This window comes from Cardiobacterium hominis (assembly GCF_900637305.1).
Taxonomy (GTDB): domain Bacteria; phylum Pseudomonadota; class Gammaproteobacteria; order Cardiobacteriales; family Cardiobacteriaceae; genus Cardiobacterium; species Cardiobacterium hominis.
The window spans coordinates 2,215,119-2,228,953 of sequence record NZ_LR134365.1 but is presented as its reverse complement, the minus strand read 5'-3'; the positions used below and the strand labels follow the sequence as shown (position 1 = coordinate 2,228,953).

Below are 13,835 nucleotides of genomic sequence, written 5' to 3'. Positions count from 1 at the left end.
GCGTATAATTCGCGCCATACCACGCCGCGCCATGCGGCGTTCTTTATGCCCAAAAAACAGAACACAACAAGGTGAACCGTGACAGATATCCACGACGTCAAAAAAATCCGCAACATCGCCATCGTCGCCCACGTAGACCATGGCAAAACCACCCTGGTTGACCAACTCTTCCGCCAATCCGACACCCTCGCCGAGCGCGCCGAAGTGTACGAACGCATGATGGACTCCATGGACCTCGAACGCGAACGCGGCATCACTATCATGGCGAAAAACACCGCCATCCGCTGGAAAGACTACCAAATCAACATCGTTGATACCCCCGGACACGCCGACTTCGGCGGCGAAGTCGAGCGCGTTCTCTCCATGGTTGACAGCGTTCTCCTGCTGGTGGACGCCATGGACGGCCCGATGCCACAAACCCGCTTCGTCACCCAAAAAGCCTTCGACATGGGACTGCATCCCATCGTCGTCATCAACAAAATCGACCGCCCCGGCGCGCGTGCCGACTGGGTACTGAACGAAACCTTTGACCTCTTTGACCGCCTCGGCGCCACCGACGAACAGCTCGATTTCCCCATCGTTTACGCCTCCGGCCTGAACGGCTACGCCGGCGACAACCCCGACATCCGCACGGGCGACATGACCCCGCTCTTTGAAGCCATCGTGGCGCACGTACCGCCGCCGAGTGTGAACCGCGACGCGCCCTTCCGCATGCAAATCTCCTCGCTGGACTACTCCAGCTACACCGGTGTCATCGGCATCGGCCGTATCGAACGCGGCAGCATCAGCAGCAACACCCCGGTAAAAATCATCGGCCGTGACGGCGCGGTGCGCAGCGGTCGCGTCCTGCAAATCTTCAAATTCCTTGGTCTGGAAAAAGTCGAAGTCGATAACGCTGCCGCCGGCGACATCATCTCCTTCACCGGCATTGACCCGCTCTACATCTCCGACACCCTCTGCGACCCGAACCACGTCGAAGCGCTGCCAAGCCTCTCCGTTGATGAGCCGACGATGAGCATGACCTTCCAGGTAAACAACTCGCCCTTTGCCGGACGCGAAGGCAAATACGTCACCAGCCGCCAAATCAAGGAGCGCCTTGACCGCGAACTCATCCACAACGTCGCGTTGCGCGTCGAAGAAATGGACGACCCGGACAAATTCAAAGTCAGCGGCCGCGGCGAACTGCACCTCTCTGTCCTCATCGAAACCATGCGGCGCGAAGGCTACGAACTGGGCGTCTCGCGCCCCGAAGTCATCTACAAAGAAGTCGATGGCGAAACGCATGAACCCTACGAACTCGTCGTCCTGGATCTGGACGAACAACACCAAGGGGCGGTGATGGAGCGCATGGGCGAGCGCAAAGGCGAACTGCGCAACATGGTGCCGGACGGCAAAGGCCGCATCCGCCTCGAATACCTCATCCCGACGCGCGGCCTCATCGGCTTCCAAACTGAATTCATGACGCTCACCTCCGGCAGTGGCCTCAAATTCCAGACCTTCGACCACTACGGCCCGAAAAAAGACGGCCTCGGCAAAACGCGGCACAACGGCGTTCTCGTCTCGATGGCAACCGGCAAGGCGCTCGCCTACGCGCTCTTTAACCTGCAAGACCGCGGCCGCCTCTTTATCGGCCACGGCGACGAAGTATACGAAGGCATGGTCATTGGCATCCACAGCCGCGACAACGACCTCACCGTCAACCCGCTCAAAGCCAAACAGCTGACCAACATCCGCGCCGCAGGCAGTGACGAAAACCTCATCCTCACCCCGCCGATTCGCAACACCCTGGAGCAGGCGCTGGAATTCATTGACGACGACGAACTGGTCGAAGTCACGCCCAAATCCATCCGTATCCGCAAAAAATACCTGACGGAAAACGAGCGCAAGCGAGCGAAAAAATAACGAAAACAGAAAACGACAATGGCGGGCAATCCCGCCATTTTAGGTATAGGGGAGGGCATTACGGTGTCATCCCAGCCCATATAGCCAATTTCGTTGCCTGGATGATCTGTTTGCGGTACCGATGCGCGTAAGTGCGCCCCATTAAGACGCCGGAGCGTTCCGGTTTGAGCATGGCTACACCACCATGGCCGATGAGGCAGATTGTCCATTCGTCTTCCGCTTCTTGCACGACGGCGGCCGCCTACCCGTCGGCAAATGGGGGTGTACTGCCTCAAATTGTTTGCGAAAAAATGATGCCGGATGCGCTTAATGCTTTGGTGGGCGGCGCGGTAATGCCAGTAACGGTCACCCTGGTAACAGTTCAGGGCGATGACAAAAGCGGCGGGAGCGGCGCTTACCTCCCCCTTGGACAAGCTGCTATGATGCGTTTTCTTCATCTACCGGAGAATCACCATGGCTGTCAAACCCGTCCCGTCCCTGACCGCGATCGCCCTCACCCTCATTATCTGGTTCGCTGTGCCAGTACCGGAAGGCATTGATCCCGGTGGCTGGCATCTGCTGGCGTTGTTCGTCGGCACCATCGCCGCTATTATCGGCAAGGCGCTGCCGCTTGGCGCGGTTTCCATCATCGCCGTGGCGCTAGTCGCCATTACCGGCGTGACTGTCGCTCCAGACGCCGCCAAACCCGCCAACCAAGCGATCAAGGATGCGCTATCGTCCTTCTCCAACCCGCTCATCTGGCTGATCGTCATCTCCATCCTGATTGCGCGTGGCGTTATTAAGACCGGTCTTGGCGAGCGCATCGGCTATTACTTCATCGCCCTCTTTGGCAAACGCACCCTTGGTATCGCCTACGCCCTCGCACTTTCCGAAACGGTGCTAGCACCAATAACCCCCTCCAACACCGCGCGCGGCGGCGGCATCATCCACCCCATCATGAAGTCCATCGCCACCGCCTTCGATTCCACGCCAGAAAAAGGCACGCAGGGCAAAATCGGCCGCTATCTCGCGCTGGTGAACTTCAACTCCAACCCCATTACCTCCGGGATGTTTATCACCGCCACTGCGCCGAACCCGCTGGTGGTCAGCGCCATCAATGACGTCATGGGTACCCATTTCCACATGGACTGGACCACCTGGGCGGTTGCCATGTTCATCCCCGGCATGGCCTGCATCCTGCTGATGCCGCTGCTGCTCTACCTTTTCTTTCCGCCGGAAATCAAGGAAACGCCGGACGCGGCCCGCTTCGCCCGCGAAAAACTTGCTGCACTCGGCAAGGTGCGGCGCGATGAATGGTGGATGATCGGCGTCTTCATCCTCCTGCTCGCACTCTGGGCGGATATTCCCTTCCGCCTCAGCGGTGTGGCAGCGTTGAAACTGAACCCGACCAGCACTGCCTTCCTCGGCGTCGCCATCCTCCTCATCAGCGGCGTGCTCGACTGGGGCGACGTCACCAGTGAAAAAAGCTCGTGGGATACGCTCATCTGGTTCGGCGCGCTGGTGATGATGGCCGAATTTCTCAACAAGCTCGGCGTCATCGGCTACTTCGCCAATCAGATCCAGGGAGGCATCGCCACCCTTGGCCTTGGCGGCTACACCGCGATGATTCTGCTCGCGCTCATCTACCTCTACGCGCATTACTTCTTCGCCAGCACCACCGCGCACATCTCCGCCATGCTCGTCGCTTTCTATGGTGCGGGCATCGCCCTCGGCGCGCCGCCGCTGCTCTTTGGCCTCATTCTCGCCGCCGCTGGCAACCTGATGATGAGCCTGACCCACTATGCCACCGGTACCGCGCCAGTCATCTTCAGCTCCAACTACGCCACCCTCGGCGAATGGTGGAAGGCGGGCTTTGTCACCAGCATCGTCAATTTCACCGTGTGGATCGCCGTCGGCCTCGTCTGGTGGAAGGTTATGGGCTATTACTGATGGTAGGATGCGAAAAAGCCGGGATTGTCCCGGCTTTTTTGTGCGTGTGGTCACGCAAACCCGCGCTGCAAACGGGCGGCGGGTTATATAGCGATACACCGAAAGCCTCAGACAAGGCGCGCGGTCGAAGACAGTAAGCGGTTGTACGGCGAGACGGCGCAACACCGTATGAGGCTTTCGGGGCTAGCCGTGAGGCTTTGTGGGTTGGGTCACGCGCGTACCCCGCTAACCCAACCTACGGATGAAATTATCGTGTTACGACCAGTTGTAAACACGCCCCAAGCGGATGGTTAATATGTTCAGGCATTGTCGATATAGGCGCTCTGCTCAATATGCTTGATGCGGTCGCGCAGGGCGGCGGCGGCCTCGAATTCGAGGTTTTTCGCGTGCTCCAACATTTGTTTTTCCAGCTGTTTGATGAGTTTCGCCGCCGCTTTCGGGTCTGCCGGCATTTCTTCGCGCTCGCGTTCGCGGTGCGCTTTTTTCGCCTTGATGGCGACGTGCGCGCCTTCCATGACATCGGTGATTTTTTTGCGGATGGTCTGCGGGGTGATGCCGTGCGCTTCGTTGTATTGTTGTTGTTTTTCGCGGCGGCGCGCGGTCTCGTCCATCGCTGCTTGCATCGAGCGGGTGATGTGCGCCGCGTAGAGGATGGCTTTGCCACGGGCGTTGCGCGCGGCGCGGCCGATGGTCTGGATGAGGGCGCGTTCGCCTCTGAGGAAGCCTTCTTTGTCGGCGTCGAAGATGGCAACCAGCGAGACTTCCGGCATGTCCAATCCTTCGCGCAGCAGGTTGATGCCGACCAGGACGTCAAAGGTGCCAAGGCGCAGGTCGCGGATGATTTCCATGCGCTCGACGGTGCCGACGTCCGAGTGGATGTAGCGCACGCGCACGTCGTGTTCCATCAGGTAGTCGGTGAGGTCTTCCGCCATTTTTTTGGTGAGCGTGGTGATGAGGACGCGCTCGTCGGCGGCGACGCGCTCGCGGATTTCGCCGAGGATGTCTTCCACCTGGCTGTCCACCGGGCGGATTTCGACTTCGGGGTCGAGCAGGCCGGTCGGGCGCACGACTTGTTCGACGGTCTGGCCGCTGTGCTCGCGTTCGTAGTCGCCGGGAGTGGCGGAGATGTAGATGGTTTGCGGGGCGAGTGCTTCGAATTCTTCGAATCTGAGCGGGCGGTTATCCAGCGCCGACGGCAGGCGGAAGCCGTAATCAACGAGCGTTTCTTTGCGCGAGCGGTCGCCTCTATACATGCCGTTTAGCTGCGGGATGGTGACGTGGCTTTCGTCTATCATCAGTAGCGCGTCCGGCGGCAGGTAGTCGTGCAGGGTCGGCGGCGGTTCGCCCGCCTCGCGCCCGGAGAGGTAGCGCGAGTAGTTTTCGATGCCAGAGCAGTAGCCGAGCTCTACCATCATTTCGAGGTCGAAGCGGGTGCGTTGTTCGAGGCGCTGCGCTTCCACCAGTTTGTTTTGTGCGGTCAGGGCGGCGACGCGCTCGCGCAGTTCGGCCTTGATTTGTTCTATGGTGTTTAAGACGGTCGCGCGCGGCGTGGCGTAGTGGGTTTTCGGGTAGATGGTGATGCGTGGCACGGCTTCGTGCATTTCGCCGGTGAGCGGGTCGAAGTAGCGGATGTTTTCGATGGTGTCGTCAAAGAGTTCAAGGCGCACCGCATACCAGTCCGATTCGGCGGGCATGATGTCGATGACGTCGCCCTTGACGCGGAAGGTACCGCGCAGGAGCTGGATGTCGTTGCGGGTGTATTGCAGTTCGGCGAGATGCGAGAAGACGTCATGCGGGTCGATGGTTTCGCCGCGCGAGAGGTGCAGGCGCATTTGCCGGTACTGGCTGGGGTCGCCCAAGCCGTAGATGCTGGAGACGGAGGCGACGACGATGGTGTCGCGCCGCTCCAGGATGGCCTTGGTGGCGGAGAGGCGCATTTGTTCGATGTGTTCGTTGATGGAGGCGTCTTTTTCGATGAAGGTGTCGGAGGCGGGGACGTAGGCTTCCGGCTGGTAGTAGTCGTAGTAGGAGACGAAGTATTCGACGGCGTTGTGCGGGAAGAATTCGCGCATTTCGCCGTAGAGCTGCGCGGCCAGGGTTTTGTTCGGCGCGAGGATGAGCGCCGGGCGCTGCGCGCGGGCGATGATGTTCGCCATGGTGAAGGTTTTGCCGGAGCCGGTGACGCCAAGCAGGGTTTGTTTGGCCAGGCCGTCCTCGAGGCCTTCGAGCAGTTGCGCGATGGCGGTCGGCTGGTCGCCGGAGGGCTGGTAGTTGCTGACAAGCTGGAAGCGGTCGCTCATGGGGTGTCCTGACTGGTTGCGGTGCGGGGCATTATAAGGCGAGGATGTGGAAAACTGGACGCTATACTATTTTTAGTTTTCTTCTTTTCAACGGGATAGCGCGGCTCGCGGTGTTTACTCTTGCGCGGGTTAGATAAAAATTTTATGTTTCCGATTGTTGAAAAACTTTCAATCTTTTGCAGTTTTTCGACGTTTTCTGTTTTTCAGACGAGGATTGCTTATGCAAAATCAGTTCATCATGTCGCTTGACCAGGGCACGACGTCCTCGCGCGCGATTATTTTCAATCGCCACGGCGAGACGATCAGTGTTGCCCAAAAGCCGTTTACCCAGCATTTTCCGACGCCGGGTTGGGTCGAGCACGATGCGAAGGAGATTTGGGGCTCGCAGATTGCGGTACTCACCGAAGCGCTTGCCAAGTCCGGGCTGGAAGCGAAGGATATCGCCGCTATCGGCGTGACCAACCAGCGCGAGACCACCGTCGTCTGGGACCGCGCCACCGGCGAGCCGGTGTGCAATGCCATCGTCTGGCAAGACCGCCGCACCGCCAAGTATTGCGACAGTCTGCACGACAAGCGCGACTGGATTCGCGGCAAGACCGGGCTCATTATTGACGCTTATTTTTCCGCGACCAAGGTCAAGTGGATTCTCGATAATGTCGAGAATGCGCGCAAGCGGGCGGAGCGCGGCGAGCTCTGCTTCGGCACGATTGATACCTGGCTCATCTGGAATTTGACCAAGGGCGAGGTGTTTGTCACCGACCCCAGCAATGCCAGCCGCACCATGCTCTACAACATCCACACGCTGGACTGGGATGATGAACTCCTGGCGCTGTTTGATATTCCGCGCAGCATGTTGCCGGAGGTGCGCGCCAGTAGCGAGGTTTATGGCACGGTTTCCACGCGCTATCTGGAGCATCCGGTGCCGATTGCCGGCATCGCGGGCGACCAGCAGGCGGCGCTGTTCGGCCAGCTTTGCACCGAGAAGGGCATGCTGAAAAATACTTACGGCACCGGCTGTTTCTTGTTGATGAATACCGGCGATGAAGCGGTGACGAGCAAGAACAATCTGCTCACCACCATCGCCTGGAAGGTCGGTGGCAAGACGACTTACGCGCTGGAAGGCGGGGTTTTCGTTGGCGGCGCAGCGGTGCAATGGCTGCGTGACGGTGCGCGCATTATCCGCACCTCGGCCGACATCAACACCCTCGCTGCGACGGTTGAGGATAACGGTGGTGTTTATTTCGTCCCGGCGCTGACCGGCCTCGGCGCGCCTTACTGGGATTCTTACGCGCGCGGCGCCTTCTTTGGCATCACCCGCGGCACCACCGACGGCCACCTTGCCCGCGCCACGCTGGAAGGTATCGCCTTCCAGGTCTATGACATCGTGAAAGCGATGGAAGCCGACGCCGGTGCGCAAACGCGCGAACTGCGCGTGGATGGCGGCGCGAGCATGAGCGATTACCTCATGCAAACGCAGGCAGACATCTTCGGCTTTGATATCGTCCGCCCGAAAACCGTCGAAACCACCGCACTCGGCGCGGCCTATCTCGCCGGCCTCGCTACCGGCTACTGGGAAGACATCGACAGCATCCGCAAGCAGTGGAAAATCGACAAAACCTTCACGCCGCAGCTGCCGCCGGAGCGTGTCAAAGAAATGCTGCACTACTGGCACAAGGCGGTAAACGCCGCGCGCCACTGGATTGAGGCATAATCCCGCCCGCGCATGATGGAGCGATTTCTGCCTGTGGCGCGGAAAAGCAGCCCCTCTCCCGCAAGGCGGGGGAGAGGGTGAAAAGCCGTCTGGCGGCGAAATCGGCAAATCGGCGCATCCTTCCTGCAATCAAAACCAAGGAAAAAACATGAATGTATTAACCGCAGAACTCATCGGCACCGCCCTGCTTGTCTTGCTCGGTAACGGCGTGGTCGCCAGCTGCTGCCTGAAAGACACCAAATCCGGCCCCGCCGGCTGGATGGTGATAGCCACCGCCTGGGCGTTCGCCGTGTACGTCGGCGTCGTCGTCGCAGGTCCTATCAGCGGCGCGCACCTGAACCCGGCCGTCACCCTGGGGCTCGCCATCAAGGGCGCTACCCCGTGGAGCATGGTGCCGACCTACATCGGCGCGCAATTCATCGGCGCGATTATCGGCGCCTTCCTCGTCTGGCTGTTCTTCATTGACCACTTCGCGGTCACGCTCGACGAAGACGCCAAACGCGCCTGCTTCTGCACCTACCCCGCCATCCGCAACTACCCGATCAACTTCCTGAACGAGCTGATCGGCACCTTCGTCCTCGTCTTCGTTATCTTCTACATCAGCGGCGGCAGCCTGACCCTGCCGGGCGAAGCGAGCGCCACTCCGGTCGGCCTCGGCTCCGTCGGCGCACTGCCGGTTGCCATCCTCGTCTGGGCGATTGGCTTGAGCCTTGGCGCGACTACCGGTTACGCCATCAACCCGGCACGGGACCTCGGCCCGCGCTTCGTCCTCTCATTACTGCCGCTGCGCACCGACCCGGATTGGGCATACAGCTGGGTACCGGTTCTCGGCCCGCTCGCCGGTGGCGCGCTTGCCGCCTGGCTGTACAACGCGCTGGCTTAATCGCGTTTATCCTGAAATAAAAAGCCGCCCCTCGGGGCGGTTTTTTATAGCAATCCCCCGAAAGCCTCATACGGTGTTGCGTTGCTTCGCCGTACAACCGCGTACTGTCTTCAGCGACGCGCCTTGTCTGAGGCTTTCGGTGTATCGCTATATGCGATGGCTTACCGCTCACTTCGCCGGTTTGATGCCGGGCGGGACGTTCGCATTGGCTTTGTCTTCTTTTGCCGCCGGAGCGGGTGGCGTGGCGGGTTTGATGGTGGCGTTGGGGTTGGGCTTGCTTTCGGCGGCGGGGCTGGTCGCCGCTTTGGCGTTGGCAGGCGTCGCGGTTTTGTCGCCCGTGGTCTGGTTCGCCGCTTCTTTTTCGGTGGTGATGGTGGTCGGCGGCGGCACGTCGGCGGCGGACGATTCCGGCAACTGGGTTTCCGGAGCGATGCTTGCCTGCAGGATAGCCATGGTTTTCAGGATGTTGAGCGCTTCATAGAGGGCGAAGTCCTGTTTGGCAAGGTCCGGGCTTTGTGGCGGCTGCGCCGGATTTTGCGCGGTCTGGTTGGTGGGGTTGGCGAGGTGGTAGGGCAGGGCGCTTTCGCGTTCGTTGATGGCGGCGGTTTCATCCTGCTGCACGCGCAGCGGGGTGAGCAGCACTTGCGGCACGATGCCTTTGGCCTGGATGGAGTTGCCCGACGGCGTGTAGTACTGCGCGGTGGTGAGTTTGACCGCGCCGCCGTGATAGAGCGGGATGACGGTCTGCACGCTGCCTTTGCCGAAGGTCGGCTGGCCAACGATGACCGCGCGCCGCTGGTCTTGCAGCGCGCCGGCGACGATTTCCGCGCCCGATGCCGAGCCTTCATCTACGAGGACGACGATGGGCAGGCCGCTCAGGATGTCGCCGTCGCTGGCGATGTATTGTTCTTCCTGGTCGGGGTCGCGGCCGCGCACGTAGAGGATGGGGCCGCTGCTTAAAAAGAGGTCGGCGGTGGCGACCGCGCTGTCAAGGTAGCCGCCGGGGTTGTTGCGCAGGTCGATGACCGCGCCGCGCAGGGTGTGTTTGACGCGCAGCGCGGCGACTTCTTTTTCGAGGGCGTCGGTGGTGTCGTCCTGGAACTGGCTGATGCGCAGGTAGGCGTATTCGTCGCCGAGCATGCGCGAGCTGACGCTGCTGGTGGCGATGATTTCGCGCAGCAGGTTGTATTCGGTGATGCCGTCGCCGCGCTGCACGACGAGCTTCACTTCCGTACCCGCCTCGCCTTCGAGCAGGCGCGCGGTTTCGCCGAGGGTGAGGTCGGAGACGTTCTGTCCGTTCACCTGGGCGATGATATCGCCGCTCTGGATACCGGCGCGCGCGGCAGGCGAGCCTTCTATGGCGGAGACGACGCGCATCGATCCGGCCTTGATATCCAGCACGACGCCGATGCCCGCGTACTGGCCGTCGCTTTTTTGCTCAAATTCTTGGTATTCCTTTTCGTTCATGTAGGCGGAATGCGGGTCGAGGCGGGCGAGCATGCCGCGAATGGCGTTTTCCATCAGCACTTCGTTGCTCACCGTTTCGATGTAGTTGCTTTTCACCGTGTCGAAGACGTCCACGAAGGTCTTGAGCGCCTCAAAGGGGATGTCGTCGCTGGCGTTTTCCTTGTCGAGCGAGGTCAGGGTGAGATCGAGGTTGGCGGGGGGATTGGCGGGCGGGGTGGCGGTTTGGGCGTAAATCAGGGTGGAGAAAATGGCCGCAAGGAGCGGGAGGTGGCGGAATTTCATGAGTAATCCAATGGGGCGAATGAGCGCATAAGAATATCGCCAAACCCGCTTTCTTGCCACTTCGCTATAATGCGCGCGATTTCAGCGCCATTACGGGATACACACATGCAAAACGCCATACTCGCCCTTGCCGACGGCAGCGTCTTCCGCGGACGCGCCATTGGCGCCGACGGCAGCCGCTGCGGCGAACTCGTCTTCAACACCGCCATGACCGGCTATCAGGAAATCCTCACCGACCCTTCCTATGCCGGACAAATCGTCACCCTGACCTACCCGCACATCGGCAACACCGGCGTGAACGCGCTGGACGTCGAATCCGGCGCGCTGCAAGCGGCGGGACTGGTGGTGCGCGACGCGCCCGCGACTTACAGCTCCTGGCGCGCCAGCGGCTCGCTTTCGGATTACCTACGCGCGCACGGCATCATCGGTATCGCCGACGTCGATACCCGCGAAATCACCCGCCGTCTGCGCACGCACGGCGCACAAAACGCCTGCCTGATGGCGGGCGAGATTGACGAAGTCGCCGCCATCGCCGCCGCCCGCGCCCATCCCTCGATGAGCGGGCAAGACCTGGCGAGCGGCATCGGCATCAAGAGCGCGCAAGCGTGGACGGAAAGCGTCTGGGACGCCGCCCGCGACTGCTACCCGGAACAAGCGGACGGCGCCTGTCACGTCGTCGCCTACGACTACGGCATCAAGGCGAACATCCTGCGCCTGCTCGTCGCCAGCGGCTGCCGCGTCACCCTCGTACCGGCGGCGACCAGCGCCGAAGAAGCGCTTGCGCTTGCGCCGGACGGCATCTTCCTCTCCAACGGCCCCGGCGACCCTGAGCCGATGACCGGCGCCATTGCCACCATCCGCGAATTTCTGGCGCGCAAAATCCCGGTCTTCGGCATCTGCCTCGGCCACCAGCTGCTCGGCCTTGCCTGCGGCGCGAAGACCGTGAAAATGAAATTCGGCCACCACGGCGCCAACCATCCGGTGCAGGACCTGGCGACAGGGCGCGTCATGATTACCTCGCAGAACCACGGCTTTGCTGTCGATGAGGCGACCCTGCCGGAAAACGTGCGCGCCACCCACCGCTCGCTTTTTGACGGCTCGCTGCAAGGCCTTGCCTTCACCGACCGCCCCGTTTTCGCCTTCCAGGGGCACCCGGAAGCCAGCCCCGGCCCGCATGATGCCGAAGTGCTTTTTGGCCAATTCGTCGCAGCGATGCGGGCGCAAAAGGCATAAACCCCGCTCCGTTCAGCCATAGGTGCGTCTCGGCGCACCTTTAGCGCATAAGGCGCCTAGGACGCATGCGGTGCAGGGTAGGGCGGCTGACGGCTTTATTTTCATTGACGCAGCAGCGAAACTTAAAAAACCAACCATGACCAAACCCCTCACGGAAATGAGCCTGCAAGAACTGTGGCAGCTCTTTCCCATCCAGCTCACCCCGCACCGCGACGAATGGCGCGACTGGTATGCCGTAGAAGCCCGGCAATTACAAAATTTACTGCATGACCATATCCATGCCATCGCCCATATCGGTAGTACCGCTATTCCCGGCATTTGGGCGAAACCCATTATCGACATTCTGATAGAAGTGGCGGATAAAACGGCATTGCAAAATGCCGCGACCATTCTCACCGCACACGGTTATCTGCAAATGTCGGCGAGCGCAAACCGCATTTCACTTAACAAAGGCTACACCCCGCAAGGGTTTGCCGAACGCGTTTTCCATATCCATTTGCGCTTGCCCGATGATCATGACGAATACGAATTCCGCGACTACCTGCAAGCGCATCCCGATATAGCCAAACAATACGAAGCGCTGAAACTTTCCCTGTTGAAGCGCTACGAACACGACCGGGACGGCTATACCGCTGCCAAAGGCGACTTTATCCGCGAGATAACCGCACGCGCCAAAGCAGAAAACCAATGCCGCTTGCCTTAGGAGGGCGTTTTGACAATTTAAATCTCCCTCCCCTGCGAAGCGGGGGAGCCCGGGGAGGGGGTGTGAAAACCGCGTAGCGACGGCGGTCACAACGAATTATCAACATGCCTTAGCGCATAACCCTATCATTTATGGCGCATTGTCTTTCTATCCTTGAATCATGCAAAAAAAACACCTTATCTTCAATTTCCTCATTATCCTCGCCGCGCTGATTACCTGCGCCATTGCCGGAGAATTTTATCTCAGCACGCTGCTGCTGATGCTTCCTGTCTATTATCTCGCCTATGCCATTTATCTTGCCCTGAATTACCGCAAACCCCCGTACCGCAATACTTACAATAAAAAACTTTTCCTGCTGCCGTTTATCAGTTTCCTGATTTACCTCGTCGCATTCGCCGCATCATTCACCCTTTACCGGCAGATTGAGCGTACTGTTGCCACAGAAATCGAAAAAATCCCCGTCTGCGCCGTCGATGAAGATTGCAGCGAAGCCGTCGTCCTGACTTACCGCCAGATTCTGGAAAAACGCTTCTTCCTTACCCGCGATAACCGCTGCGTCCGCCTGCGCAGTCCCGGTTATGCGCTGGTCAAAACGGAGCTGGAATATTGTCTGCCTGATAACCGGAAAGAAAACCCATGAACGGCATTATTGACCTTTACCAATACATCGCCGGCGTTATTGCCGTCATTCTGGTACCCGGCCCCAATTCACTCTATTGCCTGAGCGTCGCCGGACAATATGGCGCGCGCAATGCCTACCGCGTTATCGCCGGTATTATTTTGGGCGACAGCATTCTGATTCTTTCGACCATTTTTGGCGCGGGCGCCTTGATGCGTGCCTATCCGCCGATTTTCCACGTGATTAAACTCGCAGGCGGGCTGTATCTTGCCTGGCTAGGCTACAATTTACTCAAAGGCGGTTGGCTTGCCTGGCAAACGCGGCGCAATACCCAACCGGTAACGCCCAAAATCCAGAAACAGCGCTTTTTCCGCCGCGCCTTGACCTTGAGCCTGATGAATCCCAAGGCCATTTTGTTTTTCCTCTCTTTCTTTACCCAATTCGTGCGCGCCGATGCGCCCAATCCGGTTTTGAGTTTTCTTGTTCTCGGCCTGATTTTGCAATGCGTCAGTTTCAGCTATTTGAATGTTCTTGCTTTCGCCGGCGCCCGCTTGAGTCAATTCTTTTCCCGCTCCCGCGCACTGGCTGCCATAGGTATGGCGGGGGTGGGGCTGTTATTCATCGGCTTTGCCGTGAAATTATGGACGGCGAGTCTTTAATTCCAATACCTAATTGCAAAAATGATGCGGTATATTCGCCCCCTCGCCCGCCCTTGGGCGGGAGAGGGTCGGGGTGAGGGTGGGGCGTTTCGCAGAAACGCTTTATTCGTGTCATTCATATAAAAATCACCCGTCGCTTATTCACCG

Annotated in this window: 10 protein-coding genes; 8 read left to right on the top strand and 2 right to left on the bottom strand. The window is 59.6% G+C overall.

The genetic code is table 11. The features are described 5' to 3' along the window. Window positions 1-78: 78 nt before the first annotated feature. Entirely contained in the window at window positions 79-1,902 is a 1,824-nt protein-coding gene (typA, locus tag EL199_RS10850; protein ID WP_004141397.1) for a translational GTPase TypA, read from the top strand. Between the two features lie 453 nt (window positions 1,903-2,355). Further along, window positions 2,356-3,831: a DASS family sodium-coupled anion symporter gene (locus EL199_RS10845; protein WP_004141400.1), complete on the top strand. Its 1,476-nt coding sequence runs from the start codon at window positions 2,356-2,358 to the stop codon at window positions 3,829-3,831. Between the two features lie 299 nt (window positions 3,832-4,130). Here EL199_RS10845 and uvrB read toward each other — a convergent pair whose 3' ends face one another. Continuing rightward, window positions 4,131-6,131, bottom strand: coding sequence for an excinuclease ABC subunit UvrB (gene uvrB / locus EL199_RS10840; protein ID WP_048716926.1), 2,001 nt, complete (start codon window positions 6,129-6,131; stop codon window positions 4,131-4,133). A 220-nt stretch (window positions 6,132-6,351) separates the two neighbouring features. On the opposite strand from uvrB, the gene glpK reads away from it, so the two are divergent. Next, window positions 6,352-7,842: a glycerol kinase GlpK gene (glpK, locus tag EL199_RS10835; RefSeq protein WP_004141407.1), complete on the top strand. Its 1,491-nt coding sequence runs from the start codon at window positions 6,352-6,354 to the stop codon at window positions 7,840-7,842. Between the two features lie 148 nt (window positions 7,843-7,990). Continuing rightward, window positions 7,991-8,725: an MIP/aquaporin family protein gene (locus EL199_RS10830; RefSeq protein WP_004141409.1), complete on the top strand. Its 735-nt coding sequence runs from the start codon at window positions 7,991-7,993 to the stop codon at window positions 8,723-8,725. 168 nt (window positions 8,726-8,893) lie between these two features. On the opposite strand, the gene EL199_RS10825 is transcribed toward EL199_RS10830, so the two are convergent. Continuing rightward, the gene (locus EL199_RS10825) at window positions 8,894-10,474 is read right to left on the bottom strand and encodes a S41 family peptidase (protein ID WP_004141411.1); all 1,581 of its coding nucleotides are present in this window, start codon (window positions 10,472-10,474) and stop codon (window positions 8,894-8,896) included. A gap of 105 nt (window positions 10,475-10,579) precedes the next feature. On the opposite strand from EL199_RS10825, the gene carA reads away from it, so the two are divergent. From carA to leuE, 4 genes are all read left to right on the top strand, one after another. After that, window positions 10,580-11,707 carry a glutamine-hydrolyzing carbamoyl-phosphate synthase small subunit gene (gene carA / locus EL199_RS10820; RefSeq protein WP_004141413.1) on the top strand — a complete coding sequence of 376 codons (1,128 nt, stop codon included), beginning with the start codon at window positions 10,580-10,582 and terminating at the stop codon, window positions 11,705-11,707. 136 nt (window positions 11,708-11,843) lie between these two features. Further along, a complete protein-coding gene (locus tag EL199_RS10815; protein WP_040355461.1) occupies window positions 11,844-12,410 on the top strand; it encodes a GrpB family protein in 567 nt (188 codons plus the stop codon). 160 nt (window positions 12,411-12,570) lie between these two features. After that, the gene (locus EL199_RS10810; protein ID WP_004141415.1) at window positions 12,571-13,050 is read left to right on the top strand and encodes a hypothetical protein; all 480 of its coding nucleotides are present in this window, start codon (window positions 12,571-12,573) and stop codon (window positions 13,048-13,050) included. Beyond that, the gene (leuE, locus tag EL199_RS10805) at window positions 13,047-13,688 is read left to right on the top strand and encodes a leucine efflux protein LeuE (protein WP_004141416.1); all 642 of its coding nucleotides are present in this window, start codon (window positions 13,047-13,049) and stop codon (window positions 13,686-13,688) included. The genes EL199_RS10810 and leuE overlap by 4 nt, the downstream gene beginning before the upstream one ends. The last annotated feature ends 147 nt before the right edge of the window (window positions 13,689-13,835 follow it).